At 70.6% G+C, this 21,997-nt stretch carries 22 protein-coding genes; 6 read left to right on the top strand and 16 right to left on the bottom strand.

The window, feature by feature from the left end:
- Window positions 1-169: 169 nt before the first annotated feature.
- The 6 genes from VH969_RS11245 to VH969_RS11220 form a co-directional block, all read right to left on the bottom strand.
- Window positions 170-1,462, bottom strand: a complete 1,293-nt coding sequence (locus VH969_RS11245; RefSeq protein WP_331973632.1) for an ABC transporter substrate-binding protein — start codon at window positions 1,460-1,462, stop codon at window positions 170-172.
- 22 nt (window positions 1,463-1,484) lie between these two features.
- The gene (locus VH969_RS11240) at window positions 1,485-2,588 is read right to left on the bottom strand and encodes a branched-chain amino acid ABC transporter permease (RefSeq protein WP_331973631.1); all 1,104 of its coding nucleotides are present in this window, start codon (window positions 2,586-2,588) and stop codon (window positions 1,485-1,487) included.
- Entirely contained in the window at window positions 2,588-3,484 is an 897-nt protein-coding gene (locus VH969_RS11235; RefSeq protein WP_331973630.1) for a branched-chain amino acid ABC transporter permease, read from the bottom strand. The genes VH969_RS11240 and VH969_RS11235 overlap by 1 nt, the downstream gene beginning before the upstream one ends.
- Before the next feature lie 145 nt (window positions 3,485-3,629).
- Complete coding sequence (locus VH969_RS11230) at window positions 3,630-5,447, bottom strand: AMP-dependent synthetase/ligase (protein WP_331973629.1); 1,818 nt, start codon at window positions 5,445-5,447, stop codon at window positions 3,630-3,632.
- Complete coding sequence (locus VH969_RS11225; protein WP_331973628.1) at window positions 5,444-6,274, bottom strand: ABC transporter ATP-binding protein; 831 nt, start codon at window positions 6,272-6,274, stop codon at window positions 5,444-5,446. The genes VH969_RS11230 and VH969_RS11225 overlap by 4 nt, the downstream gene beginning before the upstream one ends.
- Window positions 6,262-7,050 carry an ABC transporter ATP-binding protein gene (locus VH969_RS11220; RefSeq protein ID WP_331973633.1) on the bottom strand — a complete coding sequence of 263 codons (789 nt, stop codon included), beginning with the start codon at window positions 7,048-7,050 and terminating at the stop codon, window positions 6,262-6,264. Before VH969_RS11220 ends, VH969_RS11225 begins: the two co-directional genes overlap by 13 nt.
- Before the next feature lie 195 nt (window positions 7,051-7,245).
- Here VH969_RS11220 and bioF point away from each other — a divergent pair, with 195 nt between their 5' ends.
- Window positions 7,246-8,382, top strand: coding sequence for an 8-amino-7-oxononanoate synthase (gene bioF / locus VH969_RS11215; protein ID WP_331973627.1), 1,137 nt, complete (start codon window positions 7,246-7,248; stop codon window positions 8,380-8,382).
- 148 nt (window positions 8,383-8,530) lie between these two features.
- On the opposite strand, the gene VH969_RS11210 is transcribed toward bioF, so the two are convergent.
- On the bottom strand, window positions 8,531-8,992 hold the full coding sequence (locus tag VH969_RS11210) for a GNAT family N-acetyltransferase (protein WP_331973626.1): 462 nt from the start codon (window positions 8,990-8,992) through the stop codon (window positions 8,531-8,533).
- A gap of 13 nt (window positions 8,993-9,005) precedes the next feature.
- Window positions 9,006-9,779: a S1 family peptidase gene (locus tag VH969_RS11205; protein WP_331973625.1), complete on the bottom strand. Its 774-nt coding sequence runs from the start codon at window positions 9,777-9,779 to the stop codon at window positions 9,006-9,008.
- 115 nt (window positions 9,780-9,894) lie between these two features.
- Here VH969_RS11205 and VH969_RS11200 point away from each other — a divergent pair, with 115 nt between their 5' ends.
- Window positions 9,895-10,716 carry a M15 family metallopeptidase gene (locus VH969_RS11200; RefSeq protein WP_331973624.1) on the top strand — a complete coding sequence of 274 codons (822 nt, stop codon included), beginning with the start codon at window positions 9,895-9,897 and terminating at the stop codon, window positions 10,714-10,716.
- On the opposite strand, the gene VH969_RS11195 is transcribed toward VH969_RS11200, so the two are convergent.
- Entirely contained in the window at window positions 10,687-11,313 is a 627-nt protein-coding gene (locus VH969_RS11195) for a TetR/AcrR family transcriptional regulator (RefSeq protein WP_331973623.1), read from the bottom strand. The two genes, VH969_RS11200 and VH969_RS11195, sit on opposite strands and share 30 nt — an antisense overlap.
- A gap of 68 nt (window positions 11,314-11,381) precedes the next feature.
- Here VH969_RS11195 and VH969_RS11190 point away from each other — a divergent pair, with 68 nt between their 5' ends.
- Window positions 11,382-11,906, top strand: coding sequence for a peroxiredoxin-like family protein (locus tag VH969_RS11190; RefSeq protein ID WP_331973622.1), 525 nt, complete (start codon window positions 11,382-11,384; stop codon window positions 11,904-11,906).
- Here the strand turns inward: VH969_RS11190 and VH969_RS11185 are convergent.
- Window positions 11,903-12,955, bottom strand: coding sequence for a M48 family metallopeptidase (locus VH969_RS11185; protein WP_331973621.1), 1,053 nt, complete (start codon window positions 12,953-12,955; stop codon window positions 11,903-11,905). The genes VH969_RS11190 and VH969_RS11185 overlap by 4 nt on opposite strands.
- 113 nt (window positions 12,956-13,068) lie before the next feature.
- Between VH969_RS11185 and VH969_RS11180 the strand changes: the two genes are divergently transcribed.
- Both VH969_RS11180 and VH969_RS11175 read left to right on the top strand, forming a co-directional pair.
- Entirely contained in the window at window positions 13,069-13,605 is a 537-nt protein-coding gene (locus VH969_RS11180; RefSeq protein WP_331973620.1) for a YbhB/YbcL family Raf kinase inhibitor-like protein, read from the top strand.
- Window positions 13,606-13,672: 67 nt separating this feature from the next.
- Window positions 13,673-15,049: a mycothione reductase gene (locus VH969_RS11175; RefSeq protein ID WP_331973619.1), complete on the top strand. Its 1,377-nt coding sequence runs from the start codon at window positions 13,673-13,675 to the stop codon at window positions 15,047-15,049.
- On the opposite strand, the gene VH969_RS11170 is transcribed toward VH969_RS11175, so the two are convergent.
- The 4 genes from VH969_RS11170 to VH969_RS11155 all read right to left on the bottom strand — a co-directional run bounded on the left by VH969_RS11170 (window position 15,046) and on the right by VH969_RS11155 (window position 19,848).
- Window positions 15,046-16,548, bottom strand: a complete 1,503-nt coding sequence (locus VH969_RS11170; RefSeq protein WP_331973618.1) for a cobyric acid synthase — start codon at window positions 16,546-16,548, stop codon at window positions 15,046-15,048. The genes VH969_RS11175 and VH969_RS11170 overlap by 4 nt on opposite strands.
- Window positions 16,549-16,564: 16 nt before the next feature.
- Window positions 16,565-17,203, bottom strand: a complete 639-nt coding sequence (locus VH969_RS11165; RefSeq protein WP_331973617.1) for a hypothetical protein — start codon at window positions 17,201-17,203, stop codon at window positions 16,565-16,567.
- Between the two features lie 104 nt (window positions 17,204-17,307).
- On the bottom strand, window positions 17,308-19,443 hold the full coding sequence (locus tag VH969_RS11160) for a caspase family protein (RefSeq protein WP_331973616.1): 2,136 nt from the start codon (window positions 19,441-19,443) through the stop codon (window positions 17,308-17,310).
- Between the two features lie 75 nt (window positions 19,444-19,518).
- On the bottom strand, window positions 19,519-19,848 hold the full coding sequence (locus VH969_RS11155; protein WP_331973615.1) for an effector-associated constant component EACC1: 330 nt from the start codon (window positions 19,846-19,848) through the stop codon (window positions 19,519-19,521).
- 186 nt (window positions 19,849-20,034) lie between these two features.
- Here VH969_RS11155 and VH969_RS11150 point away from each other — a divergent pair, with 186 nt between their 5' ends.
- The gene (locus tag VH969_RS11150; protein ID WP_331973614.1) at window positions 20,035-20,745 is read left to right on the top strand and encodes an alpha/beta fold hydrolase; all 711 of its coding nucleotides are present in this window, start codon (window positions 20,035-20,037) and stop codon (window positions 20,743-20,745) included.
- Here VH969_RS11150 and map read toward each other — a convergent pair.
- Together map and VH969_RS11140 are read right to left on the bottom strand one after the other, a co-directional pair.
- On the bottom strand, window positions 20,732-21,589 hold the full coding sequence (gene map / locus VH969_RS11145) for a type I methionyl aminopeptidase (protein WP_331973613.1): 858 nt from the start codon (window positions 21,587-21,589) through the stop codon (window positions 20,732-20,734). The genes VH969_RS11150 and map overlap by 14 nt on opposite strands.
- 56 nt (window positions 21,590-21,645) lie before the next feature.
- Window positions 21,646-21,997, bottom strand: a 352-nt coding sequence (locus VH969_RS11140; protein WP_331973612.1) for a penicillin-binding transpeptidase domain-containing protein, incomplete at its 5' end; no start/stop codon positions are given.

Raw genomic sequence — 21,997 nt, 5'->3', positions numbered from 1 at the left:
CCCCCCCCGCCCCGCGGCCGCCGACCACCAGCCGGGCCTCGGCGATCGTGGTGGCCGCGCCGGGTGGCGGAGTCTCCCCCACCATGCCGATCACGGTCACGATCGCCGTCATGGCGTCATTCGATCACGCTCACCTACCGTGTGGTCGGTATTTTCCACGTATTCGTTATCAGAGATCTGCCTTCTTGAACTCGAACTCCTTCGCGGCGTCCGACTCGATCAGGTACTTGAGCTTCTTCAGCCCTACCGGCTTGGCCGGGTCGACAGCGAACACGCTGGTCGAACGCGGTGGATTGCGCTCGGCCGCGGGTCCGTACTGATAGTCGCCGGTGAGGCCGCCGAAGCTGACCGTGCCGATCTCGGTCGACGCCTTGAGGATGCCCTCCCGGGACAGGTCGCCGTTCTCGACGGCCTTCTCCAGCACGGCGGTCATGGCCCGGCCCTGGTTGTAGCCGAACGCGAAGTAGAAGTCCGGCTTCTGGTCCGGGGCGTACTTGGCCATGTCGTCCGCCATCGTCTTCATGCCCGGCACCGAGTCGTCACCCCACTCGGTTCCGTCCGCCATGATCCACACCGACTTCTCCATGTACGGCGCGACCGCGGACTGGGCCAGCGCTCCGGTATACGTCGGAGACTGCCCGATCCACTGTGGCGCGAAGCGCGCCTGGGCCGCCGTGCCCCAGATCTTGGCCGCGTCCGACGGCGTGGCCACGAGGAACACCATCTTGCACTTGGCCCCGGCGAGCGCGCCGATCTGGCCGGCGTAGTTCTCCGTGCCCACCTTGAACTTCTGGGTGTTGGCGACCTTGAACCCGTACTTCTCCGCGGCGAAGTCGATGCCCTGCTGGCCCGCCTCGCCGTAGACGTCGTCCTGGATCATCGTGCAGATCACGTCGTCCTTGGACCCGCCGCCGTCGGTCAGGTAGTAGTCCATCGCGTTGATCGCCTGGATCTGGTACGGCCCGCCGACAGGCAGCAGGTTGTCCTCCCGGACCCACAGCGCGTCCAGCGACGCCGGCGCGGCGAGGATCTTGTCGGTACGCAGCTGCGGCAGCACCGCGAGAGTCGGCGGCGTGCCGAGGATCTGGGTGAACGCCACCACGTCACCCTTGATCTTGTTGTACTTCTGCACCGCCAAGTCCGTCTTGTACTGGGTGTCCTCCTGCACCAGCTCGACCTTGTACTTGCCGCCGATGCCGCCCTTCGCGTTGACGGCGTCGAACCAGACCTCGTTGCCGGCGGTCAGCGGCTGCCCGATGACGGCCACCGTGCCGGAAAGCGGGGTCAGCACGCCGAGCTTGATCGTCTTGCCGTCGAAGCCGGCGGTGTTGCCGGGCGCGCCGGCCTTCCCACCACCGGAACCCTCGTCCTCCCCCGCGCCCCCGCAGGCCGAGACGGCCAGCATCAGGCTCAGTGCGACTCCGATCGCCCTGCTGGCGAGCCCGATACCGTTGTTGGTCATCCGCATGTGACGCCTCCTTGCGTCAATAGGAGAACGGCCAGGCCTTGAAGTAGGCCTTGACCCGGAACCAGATGCCCGCCAAGCCTCTGGGTTCGAACACGAGGAACAGCACGATCAACAGGCCGAAGATGGCCTGGTTGAGCGCGAACACACTGATGAAGCCGTCCCCGCCCGCCTCGGTGGCGACGCCGGGGATGGCGCTGGAGTACTCGTCGATCAGGGCCGGCAGCGCGCCGACGAAGATCGCGCCGAGGATGGAGCCGAAGATCGTCCCGAGCCCGCCGACGATGATGATCGCGATGTACTGGATGGAGAGCAGCAGCGTCCAGTCGTCCGGGCTGACGTGCTGCTGGTAGGAGCCGAACAGCGCACCGGCCATCGACGCGATCGCGCTGGAGACCATGAAGGCGCCGATCTTGTACCGGCCTGCGCGCACGCCGATGACCTCGGCCGCCTGGTCGTGGTCGCGGACCGCGCACAGCGCGCGGCCGGGCCGGGTCCGGGCGATGTTCTTGGTCAGCAGCGCGAGGATCGCGACCAGCGCCCACACGAGCCAGAAGTAGCCCTGGTTGCGGGAGTAGTTCTCCCCGGCGAGCTCCAGCGCGCCGAGGTCGACCGGGCCGATGGTCGGCTGGGCGAGTACCGACGTGCCGTTGTTGCCGCCGGTGAGCCAGGTGAGGTTGCGCCACAGGTGCTCGCCGATGAAGATCAGCCCGAGCGTGACGATCGCGAGGTAGTGGCCGCGCAGCCGCAGCGCGAACGGTCCGATCAGCCCGCCCAGCACCGCGCCGACCGCCGCGGATGCCAGCAGCCACAAGGGAAGCGGCAGGTTCAGGTCGCCGCCGACGAGTGCCGCGCAGTAGGCGCCGGCGCCGATGAAGAACGCGTGGCCGAGCGAGATCTGTCCACAGTAGCCGGTCAGCAGGTTGAGCCCGATCGCGCCGATCGCGGTGACGCCGGAGTAGATCAGCACGGACAGCCAGAAGTCGTCCTGCACGATCGTGGGCAGCACCAGCAGCACGATCAGCATCGCGGCGAGCCCGGCCCGCTTCGTGGGGGTGCCGAACAGGCGCAGGTCCTGGGCGTAGGTGCGGACGAGGTTGCGGTGCGGCTTGGTGGTGGCCATCAGATCCGCCTCACGTCCTTCGTCCCGAGCAGCCCGTAGGGCCGGATGAGCAGGATCAGGATCATCAGCACGTACGGCACGATCACCGAGACGTTCGAGCCCGCCCAGGAGAACAGCTCGTCCTGGTAGCCGCGGGTGAGCGCCTCGGCGAGGCCGATGATCAGGCCACCCAGCACCGCACCGGCCGCCGAGTCCATGCCGCCGAGGATCATCGCGGGGAACGCGGCGAGCGCGATGAAGCTGATCGACGGTGACAGCCCGGCCGGGCCGGCGGCGAGCGTGATGCCGGCGAGCGTGGCGAGCGCGGCGGCGATCGCCCACGACACCGCGTAGACACGGCGCGCGCTGATCCCCTGCGCCAGCGCGGCTTCCGGGTCGAACGCGGTGGCCCGCATCGCGAGGCCGAACGACGTGTAGCGGAAGAACAGGAAGAACCCGACGACGACCGCGGCGGTGATCCCGATCGTCCACAGGTCGCGCACGCCCAGCACGAGGCCGCCGACCTCGACGGTGCGGATGTTCCACGGGTTGTCGATCGGCAGGTTGTCGAACCCCCAGATCGCGGTGATCAGCGGTTCGAGGACGAACAGCAGCCCGATCGTGATCATGATGACCGCGAACGGCGGCTGGCCAACCATCCGGCGCAGGATCATCCGTTCCACGCTCGCGCCGACGACCGCGGCGGCCGCGCAGGCGAGCAGGATCGCGACACCGAAGGCGAGCGCGAGGTTGTTGGCGAAGAAGTAGCCGAGGTACGCGCCGAGCGCCAGCAGCCCGCCCTGGGCGAAGTTGATCACACCGGTGGACTTGTAGATGACCACGAAACCCATGGCCACCAAGGCGTACGTGGACCCGAGGGCCAGCCCGGCGAAGACGTTGGTGAGGAACGTACTCACGACAGCCCCTCGCAGGCTCGGTGCTGCCGCTCGCGGTCGCCCTGTGACATTGATTCGCTCGCAAGCTCGCCACCGACCGCGCCTCGCAGGCTCAGCCCGGCCGCTCGCGGTCGCCCTGTATCCATTGATTCGCTCGCAAGCTCGCTCATGTGTACATCGCCTCGATCTCCGGGCCGAAGCGCTCCTCCATCGCGCGGCGCTTGACCTTCTGCGTCGCGGTCAGCTCGCCGTCCTCGTGGTCGAGCTCCTTGCCGATCAGCGTGAACTTCTTGATCTGCTCGACCTGCGCGAGCCGCTCGTTGGCCTCCCGCACGACGCCGTCGATCAGCGCCTGCACGTCCGGCTTCGCCGACAGGTCCGCGTACGTGGTGTACGCGAGGCCGCGGCGGCTGGCCCAGTTGCCGACGGTGTCGAGCTCGATGCCGATCAGCGCGGTCAGGAACCTGCGACGGTCGCCGATCACCACGGCCTCCCGCACGAACGGCGAGACCTTCAGCAGGTTCTCGATCTCCGACGGCGAGATGTTCTTGCCGCCAGCGGTGATGATGATGTCCTTCTTGCGGTCGGTGATCCGCAGGAAGCCGTCCGCGTCGAGCTCGCCGACGTCGCCGGTGTGCAGCCAGCCGTCCGCGTCGACGGTCTGCGCGGTCGCCGTGGGGTTGTCGAGGTAGCCCTGGAACACGCCCGCCGAGCGGGTCAGGATCTCCCCGTCGTCGGCGATGCGCACCTCGACCCCGGGCGAGGCGACGCCGACCGTGCCGAGCCGGATGTCGCCGACCGGGTTCAGCGTGCAGATCGCGGTGTTCTCGGTCTGCCCGTAACCCTCGCGAACCGGGATCCCGATGGCCCACAGCCATTCGAGTACCTGCGGGGCGATCGGCGCGGCGCCGCTGATCGGCGCGCGTACCCGGGACATGCCGAGCCGCTCGCGCAGCGCCCGGAAGACGAGGAGCCCGCACAGCGCGAGCACGAGCCGGTCGCCGAAGGTGGTGCGCCCGGACATGCGGCGCGGCGCGATCCGGCGGCCCTGGCGCAGGCACGCCCGGTACAGCGCCCGCTTGAGCCGCGACGCGTCCGCCATGCGGATCTCCACGGTGGCGAGCATCTTCTCCCACACCCGGGGCACGCCGAGGAAGACGGTGGGCTGGACGTCGCGCAGGTCGTTCGAGAACGACGGGCCGCCCTCGCCGAAGTTGACCACCAGCCCGGCCCAGATGCCGTCGATGACGGAGATCAGCCGCTCGGCGACGTGGCAGAGCGGCAGGTAGCTCAGCACCTCGTCGCCGCGTGCCGCGCCGAGCACCTCGACGAACGCGCGGCCGGACGCGACGAGGTTGGTGTGCGAGATCATCGCGCCCTTCGGCGGACCGGTCGTGCCAGAGGTGTAGACGAGGATCGCGGTCGCCTCGGGGTCGAGCGCCTCGACGGACTCCGCGTACCGCTCGGCGGCGTCCGGAACCGCGCCGCGCTCTTCCAGCTCGGCGAACGTGAGGACCCCGGGCAGGTCGGCGAAGCGCAGGCCACGCGGGTCCATCACGACGATGTGCCGCAGCAGCGGCAGCCGCTCGCGCACGGCGAGTGCCTTGTCCAGCTGCTCCTCGTCCTCGGCGATCAGCACCTCCGCCTCGGAGTGGCCGAGCAGGTACTCGACCTCGGCCGCCGGCGAGGTCGGGTACACGCCGACCGTGCACGCGCCGAGCCCCTGCGCGGCGAGGTCGGCGATCACCCATTCCGGCCGGTTCTCCGCGTGCACGGCGATCCGCGAGCCCGGCACGACGCCGAGCGAGCGCAGGCCGGCGGCCACGCCGGCGACCCGCTTCGCGTACCCGGCCCACGTCCACTCGCGCCACACGCCGCGGTACTTCTCGCGGATGGCCACCTCGTCGGCCCGGGCGGCCGCGTGCTCCAGTAGGCGGGCGACGAGGGTCGCGGTTCCGGTCGACTGCTCGACGGTCGCGGTCATGCTCCGCCTCCCAGGTACGCCTCGATCACCTTGGGGTTCTGCTGGATCTCCGCGGGCGAGCCCATCGCGAGCGGCACGCCGAAGTCGAGCGCGAGCACGCGGTCGGCAAGGTCCATCACGAGCCGCATGTCGTGCTCCACGAGGATCATCGCGAGGTCGAGCTCGCGGCGGACCTCGACGAGGTAGCGCGCCATGTCCTCGGTCTCCTCGACGTTCATGCCGGCGACCGGCTCGTCGAGCAGCAGCAGCGTCGGGTCCATCGCGAGCGCGCGGCCGAGCTCGGCACGCTTGGCGACGCCGTAGGGCAGCAGGCCGGCCGGCGTGCGCCGGTAGGGCTCGAGCTCCAGCAGCTCGACGATCTCCTCGACGGCCGCGCGGTGGGTGATCTCCTCGCGCTTGGCCCGGCCCCACCAGAGCATCCCGGTGAGCAGGCCCGTGCGCATCAGGTGGTGGCGGCCGAGCATGAGGTTCTCGATGAGCGTGAGGTTGGCGAACAGGCCGAGGTTCTGGAACGTGCGCGCCACACCCATCGCGGCGATCGACGCGGGCGAGCGGCCGTTGATCCGCTTGCCCGCCAGCGTGATCGTGCCGCGCTGCGGGCGGTAGACGCCGTTGAGGCAGTTGAAGATCGAGGTCTTGCCGGCCCCGTTCGGGCCGATCACCGCGAACAGCTCGCCGCGGGCGACGGTGAAGCTCACCCCGTTCAGCGCGGTCACGCCGCCGAACCTGAGCGTCAGGTCGCGCACCTCGAGCAGGGGCGCCGGTGTCTCCTCGGGCGGGCTCGCCGCAGGTCGAGCGGCGGCCTGCTCGGTGGTCAGGCGCTCCATCGCTTCTTCCTCCGGTAGCTCTTGACCTCGGCGAACGACCGCTTCTCGGTGTCGGAGACCGAGCCCAGGTAGAACTCGCGGATGTCCTCGTCGGCCAGCAGCTCCTCGGCCGGGCCGTCGCGCACGACCTTGCCGACCTCCATCACGTAGCCGAACCTGGCGATCGACAGCGCCATCACGGCGTTCTGCTCGACCAGCAGCACGCTGGTGCCCTGCTCGTTGATCTGCACGATGATCTCGCGCACCTGCTCGACGAGCTTGGGCGCGAGGCCGAGCGACGGCTCGTCGAGCAGCAGCAGCCGGGGGCGGGCCATCAGCGCGCGGCCGATGGCCAGCATCTGCTGCTCGCCGCCGGACAGGTAGCCGGCGGTCGAGCGGCGGCGCTCGGCCAGGATCGGGAAGAGGTCGAACACGCGGCCCAGGGACTCGCGGTACTCGGCGCGTTTGCGGGAGTGGGCGCCGGCCTTGAGGTTCTCCTCGACGCTCATCTCGGCGAAGATCCGCCGGCCCTCCATGACCTGCCCGACGCCGGCACGCACGACGTCGGCCGGGTCGGCGCCGGTCAGGTCCTTGCCGCCGACCGCGACCGTGCCCTTGGTGATCTTGCCGCGGTGCGCGATCAGCAGGCCGGTGACGGCACGGAGGAGCGTGGTCTTGCCGGCGCCGTTGGCCCCGAGCAGCGCGACGACCGAGCCGTCCGGGACGTCGAGCGACAGGCCGCGCAGCACGAGCACCACGTCGTCGTAGACGACCTCGAGGTTGTTGACCGAGAGGATCGACATCGCCGCTCCGGTGTGCGCCTTTGCAACCTCGGACTGCCCGGCGTGACCGCGATCACGCCAGGACCGGACCGTAACCGCTGGCGGTGAAGACGAGCAAGGCGCATGCCGAACCGTTACCACTCGGGCAAACCGGTCCTCGACGCGTGGCCTTGGCCGGGCGCCGGCCGGACTGCTGTCAGACTCGATCGCGTGACCTCGGTTTTCGACTGGCTCGACATCCGCGCCGACGAGCGCCGCAGCGCCGGCCTCACCCGCCGGCTGCGCCCCCGCCGGCCCGGCTCGGATCTGCTTGACCTGGCCGGCAACGACTACCTCGGCCTGGCCAGGGACAAGCGGGTCGCGGGCGCGGCCGCGGCGGCCGCGTTGCGCTGGGGTGCCGGTTCGACGGGCTCGCGGCTGGTGACCGGCACGCTCGACACGCACATCGAGCTGGAACACGAGCTGGCGGCGTTCTGCGGGACGCAGGCGGCCCTGGTGTTCTCGTCGGGCTTCATGGCGAACCTGGGCGCGATCACGGCGTTGTCCGGTAAGGGCAGCGCGATCGTCACGGACAGGTTTCTGCACGCCTCACTGATCGACGGCTGCCGGCTTTCCCGCGCGGACGTGGCGGTCGTCGAGCACGCGTCGCCGGCCGCGGCCGCGAACGCGTTGAAGACGCGGCGCACGGACCGGGCCCTGCTGGTGACGGACTCGGTCTTCTCGGTGGACGGCGACCTCGCGCCACTGCCGGCGCTGTTCGAGGCCTGCCGCGGCCACGGCGCCGCCCTGGTGGTCGACGACGCCCACGGCTTCGGCGTCCTGGGTCCCGGTGGCCGCGGGGCGGTGGCGGACGCGGGCCTGATCGGCGAGCCGGACGTGGTGACCACGGTGACGCTGTCGAAGTCCTTGGGCGCGCAGGGCGGCGCGGTGCTGGGTCCGCGGCGGGTGATCAAGCATCTGGTGGACTCGGCGCGGTCGTTCATCTTCGACACGGGGCTGTCACCGGCGAACACGGCCGCCGCGTTGACGGCCCTGCACGTCCTTCGCGACGAGCCGGACCTGCCTGCGCGGGCCCTCGACGTGGCCTCCTCCCTCGCTTCCCGGCTGTCCTCCGCCGGCCTGCCGGTGACCACGCCCGACGCGGCTGTCGTCTCGGTCCGGGCGCCTTCACCGGAGGCCGCGGTGCGGTGGGCCGACGAGTGCCGCGCGGCCGGGGTCTGGGTCGGGTGCTTCCGGCCGCCGTCGGTGCCGGACGGGGTTTCGCGACTGCGGTTGACCGCGCGGGCCGATCTTTCCGAGGGGGAGATGGACCGGGCGGTCGAGGTCATCACGCGGTGTGCGCCTTAGCGGTTTCTCAGGCGGTCGCGTTCGCCTGTCGCCGTTCCTGTCAGCCGGTCTTCGTAGGCTGGATCGCGGGGGCCGGAGGCTGCCGGAGATCTTGAAAGTCGGCTCTGACCAGTGACGTGGGGCCTACTGAAGGGGTCGAAACCCTCCTTCAGCTCGACGAGTGGTTCGCGCGCGCTCGGGCTACCTTCCTGCGCATCGTGATGTGTTCTATGCCGTCCTCGTCGAAGGGGGCGCCCTCCGGTTCGAAGCCGAACCTTCTATAGAAGTCCTGCGCGTAGGTCTGCGCGTCCAGCACCACCTCGGACTCACCGGTCAGCTCCAGCGCCGCGGCCATCAACCTCGCACCCCAGCCCTGGCGGCGCGCCGCTTCGGAGGTACACACGCGGCCGATCCGGAACCCGCCGCCCGGCTCGGCCAGCAGGCGCAGGTACGCCTGCGGCTCGCCGGCCGGCGGCCACCACAGGTGAACCGTGTCCGGGAGCAGGTCGCGACCGTCCAGCTCGGGGTACGGGCACGCCTGCTCCACCACGAACACGTCCACCCGCAGCTTGAGCAGGCCGTACAGCTGCTCGGCCGTCAGCTCGTCCCCGGCCGCGTGCGTCAGTTCCACATCCGACTGGATATCAGATCTGCTCCGCGAGCACGTCGTGGTAGGCCGCCACCCGGGTGTAGACGCCCGGCTTGCCCGGCGCCGCGCAGCCCTCGCCCCATGACGTGATGCCGGCCAGCTCGCCCTCGACGATCAACGGCCCGCCCGAGTCGCCCTGGCACGTGTCCACGCCGCCCTTCTCCACCCCCGCACAGACCATCGCCGCGGGCTTGAACGCCGGGTACGACTTCTCGCAACTCGCGTCCGCGATCATCGGGACCTCTGCCTTGCGCAGGAACCGGGACGCGTCGCCGTCCACCGACGTGCGGCCCCAGCCGAGGATCGTGCCGACGACGCCCGGTGCGTAGAGGTCCACGTCGTCCTCGCTCGCGGGGTCGACCGTCTCGTACGGCAGTTGCTTGCCCAGCGTCAGCACCGCCACGTCCGAGCCGGACCGGACGTCCGTGAACGCCGGGTGCACCCAGATCTTCGTGACCGGGCTCGTCGTGCCCGCGTCGCTCTCCTTGTCCTCGCGGCCCGCGACCACCACGACGTCCGCCGGCTTGTGGCCGACCGCGCAGTGCGCCGCGGTGACGACCTTGTCGTCGTCCACCAGCGTGCCGCCGCAGTACTGAAAGCCGTCCGCCGTCGTCAGGAACACCGTGTAGCCGTGGTCCGTGATGCTCGCCCGGTCACCGCCCACGATCTCCTGGTCGGCCCCCGCCTGGTCGAGCCCGATCGCCGCGATCCCCGCGGCGAGCAGGCCGGCCGCGATGAGCAGCCGCGTGATCCGGGACGTTCCCCCCATGTCATCTCCTCACACTGGTCGTCACTGCCCGAGCAGGTTTTCGTGGACGCCGCGGCGCGGCAACTCGACCATGTCGCTGGACCGGGTGAAATCGGCGGTCGGGCATGCTGGTGGCGTGGGTTTGTCGCGACTCGTGCCTTTTGTGGTCGTGCTGGCCGTTGCGGCCTGTACGTCCGCTCCCGCGCCGACGGACCCCGCGCCGCCGACCCGATCCACGACGACCACCTCGCCGCCGGCCGCGCCCTCGTGGGTCGTCGGCGCCCAGCCGCTGCCGCTGCGCCCGGACGGCTACGGCCAGGTCCTTCCCACGCCGAAGCCGCTGGTGAACCGGCGCCTGCCGACGATCGACCGGCTGCCCACGCCGCGCAGCGACCGCTACCGGTCGGCGGTCCGGCCCGTGCCCGGCGACGTGCTCGCGCGCAGCACGTGGCGCGGCGACTGCCCGGTGTCGGTGAGCGAGCTGCGCTACCTGACGATGTCCTTCCGCGGCTTCGACGGCCGGACCCACACCGGCGAGATGATCGTCAACCGGTCCGCGGCCGCGCCGGTCACGCGGGTGTTCAAGATCCTCTACGCGGCCGGCTTCCCGATCGAGGAGATGCGGGTCGTCGCGCGGTCCGAACTGGACGCCGCGCCGACCGGCGACGGCAATGACACGACCGCGTTCGTCTGCCGGCCCGCGGTGGGGCTCGACCGCTGGTCCGCGCACGCCCGCGGCCTCGCGATCGACGTAAACCCGTTCCACAACCCCTACGTCCGCGGCGATCTCGTGCTGCCCGAGCTGGCCTCGTCCTATCTGGACCGCTCGAGGGCGCGACCGGGCATGATCAACGCGGGCGACGTCGTCGTCCGCGCGTTCGCCGCGATCGGCTGGAAGTGGGGCGGCGAGTGGTCGGAACCCGTCGACCTACAGCACTTCTCCGCCACCGGGGACTAGGCCGCGCAGCACGATCTCCAGCCCTCGCCGGAACTCCTCGTCCGGCGGGATCCGCGCCGCGGCCGCGGCCGTCTGCGCCAGGATCGGGTAGTCCGCAGTGGACAGCCCGGCCATGGCCGCGGTGCCGGCGCCGGCCAGCGGGCCGTGATACTCGCTCTCCAGGGCACCGAGCAGGAAGCTGACCAGGGTCCGCTGCGCGACGACCCGGTCGGCACCGCGGAAGCCGGCCGCGGTCAGCGCCGTGAGCATCGCCTCGATCCAGCGGGTCGACGACGGCGCGGAGTGCCGGTGCCGGACGAGCAGCGGCACGGTCCCCGGATGCGCGCGGACCACGTCGCGCAGCCGGCCGAGCAGCTCTGCCACCTGCTCGCGCCACTCACCCGCGGGCTGCGACGTGTCGACCTCGGCGAGCACGTGGTCGACGACCAGCGCCTCGAGCTCGTCCCGGTCGGCCACGTAGCGGTACAGCGACATCGTGGCCATGCCCAGCTCCCTGGCCACGGTGCGCATCGTCAGCGCGGGGAGGCCGTCGCGGTCGATCACCGCCAGCGTGGCGGTCGCGATCCGCGCGGGCGTCAGCGAGCGGGGCCGGGGCACGGCTTGACAGCGTACAAGCTACGCGGATACTCGTAGATGTACGCTGTACGCCTACGCGGGGAGCTCCGATGCACCTGACGAACATCCATGGGGAGACCGTGCCCGTACCCGACCCGGAACGGTTGGTACACCTGCAGTTCCGGCGCTTCGCCGGCTGCCCGGTCTGCAACCTCCACCTGCGGTCGGTCGTCCTGCGGCACGACGAGATACGCGCGGCCGCCGTCCGGGAGGTCGTCGTGTTCCACTCCCCCGCGGCCGAGCTGCGCGAGCACGCGGCGGACCTGCCGTTCGACGTGATCGCCGATCCGGACAAGGTCCTCTACAAGAGGTACGGGGTGGCGGCCTCGCTCCGCTCACTGCTCGACCCGCGGGTGTGGCCGACGATCCTCCGGGCGGTCGCGGTGGCGCTGCCTCCCGTGCTGCGCGGGAAGAAGCCGGCCCCGGCGGCGCGGCCGGCGGGCGGGCGGCTCGGCCTGCCCGGTGACTTCCTCATCGCCCCGGATGGCCGCACGATCGCGCGCAAGCTGGGCCGGCACGCGGGCGACCAGTGGTCGGTCGACGAGCTGCTCGCGCTGGTGCCCGCGAAGGTCTAGCCGCCGTTCTGTCCGTCGGCCTTGGACTCGCGGGAGCCGCCGAAGCGGCTGAACACCTTGCCGGCGGCGCCGGAGACCGCCTCGCCGACCTCGCCCAGCACCTTGGCCAGCGGGTCGGCCGAGTTCGACCACGACTCCTTGTACGAGCGGCCGGCGGCACGGACGTCGTCCATCATGGACGACGAGGGAGTGTCGTCGGCGCGGCGCAGGTAGTCGCCGGCGAGGATCGCGCGGTACTCCTCCGACGCCGCCCACTTCTGCAGCTGTGCGGCACGCACGACGGCGAACGGGTGGCTCATCCCCTCCACGGTCATCAGCTTGAGGATGCTGTCGCGGATGTCGTCGACTTCCTCGTACTCCTTGGCCTGCCGCATGAACTCGGGGATGTCGATGTCGGCCATCGACGTGCCACCCGCCAGGTAGACGTGCCCGCGCAGCGCCGCGGCCGGGTCCTGGCCGCACAGCAGGCCGGCCCGGTCCGCGGTGAGCTCCGCCTTGCGGAACCACTCCAGCAGTGCGGCGATGACCGCGCGGAGCCCGATCGCGCCGATCGGCAGCCACTGCACGGTGGCCTGCAGCCGCAGCAGGCGCAGCAGCAACGTGCGCAGCACGGCGTGGCCGGACAGGACGTGCCCGGTCTCGTGGCCGACCACCCAACGCAGGCTGTCGAGGTCGTATGCCTCGACGAGGCCGGTGGTCAGCACGATGAACGGCTTGTCCATGCCGATCGACATGGCGTTGGCGAACGGGTTGCGGGTGACGTAGAGCTCCGGGACTGTGTCGAGGTCGAGCGTCTCGGCAGCGTCGACGCGCAGCTTGTGGATCTTCGGGAACTGCTTCTCGCTGACCCGGATCGACGAGGCCAGCGCGTACAGCCGCTCGGCGCGCTCGTTCCACATGCCGGCCACGGCCTTCAGCACCGCGTCGACCCCCGGCACCGCGCGCAGCGTGGCCATCGCGCCCCGGTCGGCAGGGTGCTCGTAGGCCCGCGGGCTGATCCCCGGGAACCGCACCCGCGTCGAGCTGTGTGCCACCTCGTGCTCGGTCACGCCCACTCCCCTCGCTTCACCGCACAGACTAGGCGGGTGCCGGGACCGGCGGTGGCGTTCGGCCGAGACTAGGGTGGTTGTCGCCGAAACGATCACTCTTCAGGGAGATGACGATGAGCCTCGATCGTCCCGTTGCGCCCGATCCATACGAGCTGCTGCCGGCAGTCGGCTCGTTCACGGTGACCTCGTCCGACGTCACCGACGGCGAGCAGCTGCCGATGAGCGTCGTGCACGACAGCGCGGGCGGCAAGAACACCTCGCCGCAGCTGTCCTGGTCGGGTGCGCCCGAGGGCACCCGCAGCTACGTGGTCACCTGCTTCGACCCGGACGCGCCGATCCCCGGCGGGTTCTGGCACTGGATCGCGGTCAACATCCCGGGCTCGACGACCGAGCTGCCCGCCGGCGCCGGCGCCGATGACGCGAGCCTGCCCGGCGACGCGTTCCACGTGCGCAACGACTTCACGACCCGCAACTTCGGCGGAGCCGCGCCGCCGCAGGGCGACCAGGTGCACCGCTACTACTTCGTGGTGCACGCGGTGGACGTGGACGCCCTCGAGGTCGACGAGAACACCTCGGCCGCGTTCGTGAACTTCAACCTCGCGTTCCACACGCTCGCCCGCGCGATCGTCACGCCGACCTACCAGCACTGAGCCGGCGCCGGGTCGACACGCGGCGGGCAGGGAATCCGTACCGGTGCCGGGGATGTTGGATGGACACGTGACGCATTTCGATCTGGTCATCGTCGGCACCGGTTCCGGTAACTCGATCCTCGACTCGCGGTTCGCCGGCTGGCGGGTCGCGATCGTCGAGCGGGGCACGTTCGGCGGTACCTGCCTCAACGTCGGCTGCATCCCGACGAAGATGTTCGTGCACACGGCGGACCTGGCCGCCACCCCGGCCGCGTCCGCGAAGCTCGGCGTGGAGGCCGAGCTGCGCGGGGTGCGCTGGACCGACGTGCGGGACCGCATCTTCGGCCGGATCGACCCCATCGCGAGCGGCGGGCGGGCGTACCGGACCTCGCACGCGGACAACGAGAACGTCACCGTCTACGACGGGACCGCGCGCTTCACCGGCCCGCGGCGGCTCGCGATCAGTGGCTACGAGGAGGAGCTCACCGCCGACCGGATCGTGCTCGCGAACGGCAGCCGCCCGATCGTGCCGCCGGGACTGGAGGGCATCGAATATCACACCAGCGACACGGTCATGCGCGTCGACGAGTTGCCCCGGCGTATGGTCATCGTCGGCACGGGGTTCGTCGCGTCGGAGTTCGCCCACGTGTTCGCGGCGTTCGGGGTGGACGTCACGATCGTCGGCCGGTCGGGCAGGATGCTGCGGCACGAGGACGAGGACATCAGCGCGCGGTTCACCGAGCTGGCCGCCCAGCGGTGGGACCTGCGGATGAACCGCACGCTGCGCGGTGCGTCCCGTGTGGACGGTGGAATCCGGGTCGATTTGTCCTCCGTGGACGGTCCGGAGTCGATCGAGACCGACCTGGTGCTGGTGGCGATCGGCCGGAAGGCGAACTCCGACACGCTCGACGCGTCGAACGCGGGCATCGAGCTGACGGAGAACGGCCGCGTGCGGGTGGACGCGACGCAGCGCACGACCGCGGAGGGCGTGTGGGCACTCGGCGACGTCAGCTCGCCGTGGGAGCTCAAGCACGTGGCGAACCACGAGGCGCGGGTGGTGCAGCACAACCTGCTCAACCCGTCGGCGCCCATCGCGTCCGACCACCGCTTCGTGCCGCACGCGGTGTTCAGCTCGCCGCAGGTGGCGTCGGTGGGCGTGACCGAGCAGCAGGCGCGCGAGCGGGGCACGCGGTACGTCAAGTCCACACAGGACTATGCGGACATCGCCTACGGCTGGGCCATGGAGGACACGACCGGATTCGCGAAGCTGCTCGCCGATCCGGCGACCGGGCAGCTGCTCGGCGCGCACATCATCGGCCCGCAGGCGTCGACGGTCATCCAGCCGCTCATCCAGGCGATGAGCTTCGGGCTGGACGCGCGGAGCATGGCGAAGGGCCAGTACTGGATCCATCCGGCGATGCCGGAGCTGGTCGAGAACGCGTTGCTGAACCTGCCACTCGACTAACGCGTCGTGTGCAGGGTCGGCAGGTTCGGCGGCGCGCCCTTCTCGATCAGCTCGACGATCGCCGCCGTGTCCAGGTGGTCGGCCACCAGGCCGGCCAGGAGGTCGAGCTGCGCCGTGCGGGCCTGTGCCACCCGGGTGTCGGGGGCCGGCTTGAAGCCCGGCCGGTCCGCCTGTGTCGCGGCCCAGCCGAGGAGCTCGCGGCGGAACGCGTCGTTGTCGAGCAGGCCGTGCCAGTGGGTCGCGGCGATCGGTCCGGTCAATGCGCCCTCGCCGGGCTCGACCAGGGGCGGCACCTCGGCCCGCCGCGTCACCTGGCCGTGATGGATCTCGTACCCGTTCACCGGTTGCCCCAGCGCGACGCCGGACCTGCGGGTGAGTGTCTTCGCCTCGGCGAAGGCGATGTCCATGTCCAGCAGGCCGAGCCCCGTGACGGTACCGGCGCCAGACTCGACCGCGTCGGTGATCTGCCCGGCCAGCATCTGGTAGCCGCCGCAGATCGCGAGCAGCGGGCGGTCCGCCCGGACGTGGCGCACGATCGCGTCGGCCAGCCCCTGCTCGCGCAGCCACGCCAGATCCTCCACTGTGGACTTCGTGCCCGGCAGGACGACGAGATCCGCGTCCGCGAGCCGTGATGGATCCGAGACGAACCGGACTGCGACTCCGGGCTCGCACGCCAGCGCCTCGACGTCCGTCGCGTTCGAGATCCGCGGCAGCCGCACCACCGCGACGCGCAGCCACTGCTCCCCCACCGGTGGCGCGGGCCGGCCGAGCACGCCGTCCGCGGTGTAGGAGAGCGAGTCCTCGGCCTCTAGCCAGAGCTCCGGCTGCCACGGGAGCACGCCGAGCACGGGCCGGCCGGTCCGCGCGGTGAGCTGGGCGAGACCGGGCGCCAGCAGGTCGAGCGAACCGCGGAACTTGTTGATCACGAAGCCCGCCACGAGCGCCTGGTCGGCGGGGTCGAGCACGGCGAGCGTGCCGAACAGGTGCGCGAGCACGCCGCCGCGGTCGATGTCGCCGACGACGAGCAGTGGCAGCCTGGCCGCGCGCGCGAGGCCGAGGTTCGCGATGTCGCCCTCGCGCAGGTTGATCTCCGCGGGCGAGCCCGCGCCCTCGCACACCACGACGTCGAACTCCCCGCGCAGTTCCTCCAAAGTGGACAGCACGGTGCCGAGCAGCTCGAACCGCCGGTAGGACAGGGCGTTCGCGACACCGACCGGCCGGCCGAGCACGACCACCTGCGAGCTGTTGTCCGCGCCGGGCTTGAGCAGGACCGGGTTGAACCGGACGCTCGGCTCGAGCCCGCAGGCGGCGGCCTGCATGGCCTGGGCGCGGCCGATCTCGCCGCCGTCCGGGGTCACGACCGAGTTGTTGGACATGTTCTGCGCCTTGAACGGTGCGACCCGCACCCCTTGCCGGGCGAGCCAGCGGCACAGTCCGGCCACGAGCACGCTCTTGCCGGCGTCCGACGACGTCCCGGCGACCAGCAGCGCACCCCGCATCTCTCCCGCTCCCTCGTCAAACACGCAGACGCTGCGCGAGCTTCCTGAATCGCGCGGCTCCCTTGGTCACCGCGATCGCGCCCAAGCCGATGATGACCATCATGAGCAGGGAGTTCTTGCTGCCACCCGAGACGATCGCCAGCACCACCGCGGCGACGATGAGCAGGATGTAGGCGCCGTTGCCGAGGAGCGCCACCCGGTCCATCCACCGGTAGCGGCCGAAGTAGAAGAGAACGAAGTTCGCCCACATTCCGAGGAGCAGGAATCCGATGAGAACGTTCGCGGCGATACCGACCGCACCGGCAGCACCCTCGACCGGCCCGGCGCCGTCACCGATCGACGAAAGCTTCTCGGTCAGCAACGTGCCGCCGTAGATCAAGCCCGCGACGCCGCTGAACGGCATGAAGACCAACCAGACCACGCCGCCGAACGCACGCTCCCCCTGCAAGCTCACGAACATCCCGGCGAGCATGGCGGTGGTGACGACGTTGACGTAGAGCGGCGACGACTCGGTAGGCCACCAGTGCCCCACCTCGTTCGCCAGGGCGGCAACGCCGAGGCACAGCGCGATGGCGTAGACGGCTGTCCACGTCGAGCGCGCCTGTTCGGTGCGCCCGATGACCAAGAACAGGTAGGCGACCGCCCAGTGCCCCAAGCACTTCGGGTCGCCCTGCGCGCGCTGCGTGGCCCGGCGACCGCACGCAGACGCGCCGTCGACGTCCTTCAGCGCCGAGTAGGAGCACCGGAAACCGAGATGCCTCACCGGGCGGCCCCATGCAACTCACCGGCCGGCAACTGGTTCGAACGCGCCCGCACGACCCGGCTGTGCAGCCACTCGATGGCCGCACGGCGGCTGGACTTCCAGACCTTCCACCACGGGCCTTCGTCGGCCGGCACCGCGAACCAGCCCCGCAGGTCGTCCTTGGATCCGAGGTGCTTGCGCAACTCGTCCAGCACCTTGCGACGGCGGCGAAGCAGCCACCTGGCGACGACGTTCGCCGCCAGGCCGAGCCCGAACAGGCAGAGCAGCGTGATCGCGAGCCACTGCGGCAGGAACGAGGCGTCGTCCTCGGGGCCGTCGGCGGGCAGGTGCAGGAGCACGCTGGCGAGCCCGACGCCCGCTCCCGCGACGTAGAGCGCGGCGGCGAAATACGACCGACGCACCGTCCGGCTCAACGTGTCACGCTCGACGTCCGCCCAGCCCCGGTTGTTGACGAGCCACAGCGCCCACTTGCTGAAGCGGTCCCACTCGTCGGGCAGCATGTTCCGGTGCAGGCCGTTGCAGCTGTTGCGGTCGGAGGCGACGAGGATCTCGTGCCAGCTCTGACTCAGCTCGTCGTAGCCGAGCTCGAAGTTCGGCCGCCCCTCCTCCCAGTCCTTGAAGAGCTCCCGGTCGAACGGCAGCCAGTGGTAGTAGCCACCGCCGTAGTAGGCCTCGCCCCAGTGCTGCAGCATCGCCTCCCGGCTCGGGACCCGGTTGACGACCGTCTCCACGCGCATCGGGCTGAACTCCTCGACGAGCTGGGAGCAGTTGCTCAGGATCTTCTCCCGCTGGTCCTTCGCCCCGGCCCGCGCGGCCGCCACGACGAACGGGTGGTGGGCGGCGGCCAACGCGTTGACGACGAGTGGATCGAACTGGGCGCCGCAGTCGATGACGACACAGGTCGCCCCCTGCTTGATGCCCCGCTCGAAGGCGGCGTCGAGGATCTGCCTACAGGTCGTGTTGGCTCGGCGCTCCTTGATCTCGGCGACGAGGTCGAAGACGAAGATCCGGTCGCTCACGCGTGCGGCGGGCAGCAGGTAGATCTCGCCGCAACCGTGCCGGCGCAGGTAGGCCGGCGTGACGTTCAGCAGCCGGTCGGTGAGGTTCCGGGCCGGCGTGCGGGACTTCGCCCGCGAGAACGCGGCCACGTGGTCGGCGAACGTGCGGACCTGGCCGAGCTCGACCATGGCGCGCTGACACCACTCGCTCGTGCCGCCGTGGTGCTCGATGTCGGCGTCGAGGTAGAGGACGTTGTTGCCGGACTCGGCGAGCAACTCGGCCGTCATCATCGCGAGCGTCGTCTTGCCGACTCCGCCGGAGGTCCCCACGAATGCCCAGCTGGGCATGGGCGGCTGGTACGGGGCGGGCGCGGGCAGCGGGATGGTCCAATCCGGGCCGGTGCCGTCCATGTGCAGGGACGGCGTCTGGTCCCCGCCGGTCAGGCGCACGACCTCGGCGCGGACGTCCGACATCAGCGAGGTGATCCGCGCGCGGCGGTCGCCGGTGTCGACGCCGCGGTCCAGGACCGACAGCAGCGAGTGGGTGAAGTTGCCATGCCCGTGCCGGGCACTCTCGCGGGCGACCTCGTTGGGACCACAGGCCGCGACCACGACGCGACCACGCCCCTCGATCTGCAGGAAGTCGTCGGTGAGGGGACCGGAACCACCCCGGGTCCCCAGCTCGAAGCCACGGCCGTCGTCGACGAACGCGCCGCTGAAGCAGGTGTCGAGCATGACCAGCAACCGGCGGGTCCGCAGCCGGTCCAGCAGCGCCCACACGTGCTGCACGGGCAGGGCCGTGGACAGGGGCTGGTTGATGTCGGCGTCGTACGGGAGGAGAAAGGTCGACCGCGCCGGATCATTGGCGGCGTTCTCCCGCAGGTCGGACATGCCGTGGCCGGACCAGTAGATCAGGACGGGGTCGTCCTCGTCCGCGATGCGGTCGTTCAGCCGGAGTTCGAGCTCGGTGTGAATGTTCTCGCGGGTGGCCGCCTCGTTCGTGAGCGTCACGACGTCGAAGCCCGCGGAGTCGAGACGCTGGGATATCTCTTCCGCGTCGTTGACGGCGAATTTGAGCGACGGGATCCGCTTCCCGGAATAGCAGTCGATGCCGATCACAAGGGCGTGCGGCACGGAACCTCCAGCCGAGTCGATTGGGATTCGATAAACGAAATGAACTGCGCGCCGCCGGGCGGGTCCCGACCGCTTTCAGTTGCCGCGCGACCGGCTCATGCCGAGAAGATCGTTGGCCAGCCGGCGCGCCTCCTTGGCGGAGTAACCTTCGATGGAGACCGACTTACCCTCGACCTCGAAGCGGTGCGCCTTTCCGCGGTGGCGCCGCAGGAAGGCGACCACCGCCCCGCCCAGCGTGGTCCACGCCGCGGGGTTGGCGGCCGTCGCGACGACCACTTCCGCCACGACCGAACGAGCGTGGCCTTCGGGAATTCTGAACGCCTGCGCCGTCAGGAACTCGCGAAACTCGTCGGCGAGCTCGCCGGTCAGTCGAATCGAGAGCTCGCGGGTTCCGTCGGCGGACACCAGCGCGAACTCGCTGATTACTTCGTCGCCGCCCTCGCGCGCGTCGTCGCGAACTATCACTCTTCCCCCATCGAAGTGTGAATCATGACACTAGCACCGGTCCACCGCGGGTTCGCATGGGGTAGACCCGTGCGGGCGCGTGTTCCGCGCACGGCGCGCGCGGTGGTTTCTGCCATCATCGCGGGCATGGCCGCGTCCCCGATCACCGCCGTCCTGGTGCACAGCCCGTTCCTCGGGCCGGCGAGCCTGCGTCCCCTCGCGGACGCGCTCGCGGCGCACGGGCATCCGGCGGTCCTGCTCGACCTGCGGCCGAGCGTCGTGTCCGCGCCCGTACACCAGGTGCTGGTCGGCGCGTTCGCCGACGCCATCAGCGACGAGGACCTGGCCGGGCCGGTCGTGCTGATCGGGCACAGCGGCGCCGGGCCGCTGCTGCCGGCGTTCGCCGACGCGCTCGAGGACACGGTCACCGGGCTGGTGTTCGTGGACGCCGGGCTGCCGACGCCGGGGCGCAGCTGGCGCGATCAGGTGCCGGCTGAGCTGTACGCGCAGCTCAAGGCGGCCTCGCGGGAGGGCCGGCTGCCGCGCTGGCAGCGCTGGTTCTCGCCCGACCCGCTGGTCGAGCTGGTCGCGGACGACGAGCTGCGGGCGCAGATCGCGGACGAGGCGCCCGAGGTGCCGATCTCGTTCCTCAAGGAGCCGCGGCCGGACGTCGAGTGGTCCGGGCCCGCAGGCTACGTGTTGCTGTCGAAGGCGTACGAGGCGGACCTGGCCGAGGCGACCGCGCTCGGCTGGCCGGTCCGGCGGCTCGACTCGCACCACCTCGCGCCGGCCACCGACCCGGACCCGGTCGCGGTGGCCGTGCTCGAGGTGCTCGCGGAGCTGCTCAGGGCAGCGTGAGGATCTCCGCGCCGTCGTCGGTGACGACGAGCGTGTGCTCGAACTGGGCGGTCCAGCTCTTGTCCTTGGTGGTGACCGTCCAGCCGTCGTCCCAGATGTCGTAGTCGATGCCGCCGAGCGTGATCATCGGCTCGATCGTGAACGTCATGCCCTTCTCGATCACGGTCTCCACGCTGGGCTCCTCGTAGTGGAGGATGACGAGCCCGCTGTGGAAGGACCGGGCGATGCCGTGCCCGGTGAAGTCACGGACGACGCCGTAGCCGAACCGCTTGGCGTACGCCTCGATCACCCGGCCGATCACGTTGAGCTGCCGGCCGGGGCGGACGGCCTTGATGGCGCGCATGGTCGCCTCGTGCGTGCGCTCGACGAGCAACCGGACGTCGTCGTCGACGTCGCCCGCGAGGAAGGTCGCGTTGGTGTCGCCGTGCACGCCGCCGATGTAGGCGGTGACGTCGATGTTGACGATGTCGCCGTCCTGGATCTGCGTGGTGTCCGGGATGCCGTGGCAGATCACCTCGTTGAGCGAGGTGCAGCACGACTTGGGGAAATGCCGGTAGCCGAGCGTCGACGGGTAGGCGCCGTGGTCGAGGATGAACTCGTGCACGACGGCGTCGATGTCGTCGGTGATGGCGCCGGGCTTGACGGCCTTGCCGCCCTCCTGCAGCGCCTGCGCGGCGATCCTCCCGGCGACCCGCATGGCCTCGATGGTCTCGTCGGTCTGCACCCACGGCTCGGTGTTGCGCTTGGGCATGTCCTTGTCGACGTACTCGGGATGCGCGATCGAGGACGGAACAGGCCGGCGCGGCGACTGGACACCGGGCTTGAGCGGAGCACGTACGGGCATGACCCCACCCTACGATGCATCCCGCCGCGGTCGGCCGGGGATCGCCTGCACGGCTGTCAGCCAAGGGCTCTCAGGAATCTTGTTGCCGCTGCGACCGCCTTCGCTGACGCGCCCGCGTCCGTGATCAGGAGCGCAAACGCCATGTCGCCGCGGAAGGCCACGTACCAGCCGTGTGCATGGGTGCCGTCGCCGAACTGGGCCGTGCCCGTCTTGCCGCGGATGTCTCGGTACGCCGCCAGAGCCGGAGTCCGGGCCGTGACCTCCTGCATCATCGCGCGCATGGCGGTCATGGTCTTCGCGTCGACGGGTTTCGGGTCGGGGGTGTCGGTTTCCGTTTTCGAGCCGGTCAGCAGGGTCGGGGTCGGCATCTTGCCCGAGGCGACCGTCGCGGCGACTACCGCCATGCCG

It is taken from the genome of Actinophytocola sp. (genome assembly GCF_036555685.1).
Taxonomy (GTDB): Bacteria; Actinomycetota; Actinomycetes; order Mycobacteriales; family Pseudonocardiaceae; genus Actinophytocola.
The sequence above is the reverse complement of the archived record's forward strand: the minus strand, read 5'-3'. Positions and strand labels throughout refer to the sequence as shown.

Coding starts and splice junctions, on each gene's coding strand:
- VH969_RS11245 (WP_331973632.1), bottom strand. CDS start 1,462: ATGACCAACAACGGTATCGGGCTCGCCAGCAGGGCGATCGGAGTCGCA.
- VH969_RS11240 (WP_331973631.1), bottom strand. CDS start 2,588: ATGGCCACCACCAAGCCGCACCGCAACCTCGTCCGCACCTACGCCCAG.
- VH969_RS11230 (WP_331973629.1), bottom strand. CDS start 5,447: ATGACCGCGACCGTCGAGCAGTCGACCGGAACCGCGACCCTCGTCGCC.
- VH969_RS11225 (WP_331973628.1), bottom strand. CDS start 6,274: ATGGAGCGCCTGACCACCGAGCAGGCCGCCGCTCGACCTGCGGCGAGC.
- VH969_RS11205 (WP_331973625.1), bottom strand. CDS start 9,779: ATGGGGGGAACGTCCCGGATCACGCGGCTGCTCATCGCGGCCGGCCTG.
- VH969_RS11190 (WP_331973622.1), top strand. CDS start 11,382: ATGCACCTGACGAACATCCATGGGGAGACCGTGCCCGTACCCGACCCG.
- VH969_RS11180 (WP_331973620.1), top strand. CDS start 13,069: ATGAGCCTCGATCGTCCCGTTGCGCCCGATCCATACGAGCTGCTGCCG.
- VH969_RS11170 (WP_331973618.1), bottom strand. CDS start 16,548: ATGCGGGGTGCGCTGCTGGTCGCCGGGACGTCGTCGGACGCCGGCAAG.
- VH969_RS11150 (WP_331973614.1), top strand. CDS start 20,035: ATGGCCGCGTCCCCGATCACCGCCGTCCTGGTGCACAGCCCGTTCCTC.
- map (WP_331973613.1), bottom strand. CDS start 21,589: ATGCCCGTACGTGCTCCGCTCAAGCCCGGTGTCCAGTCGCCGCGCCGG.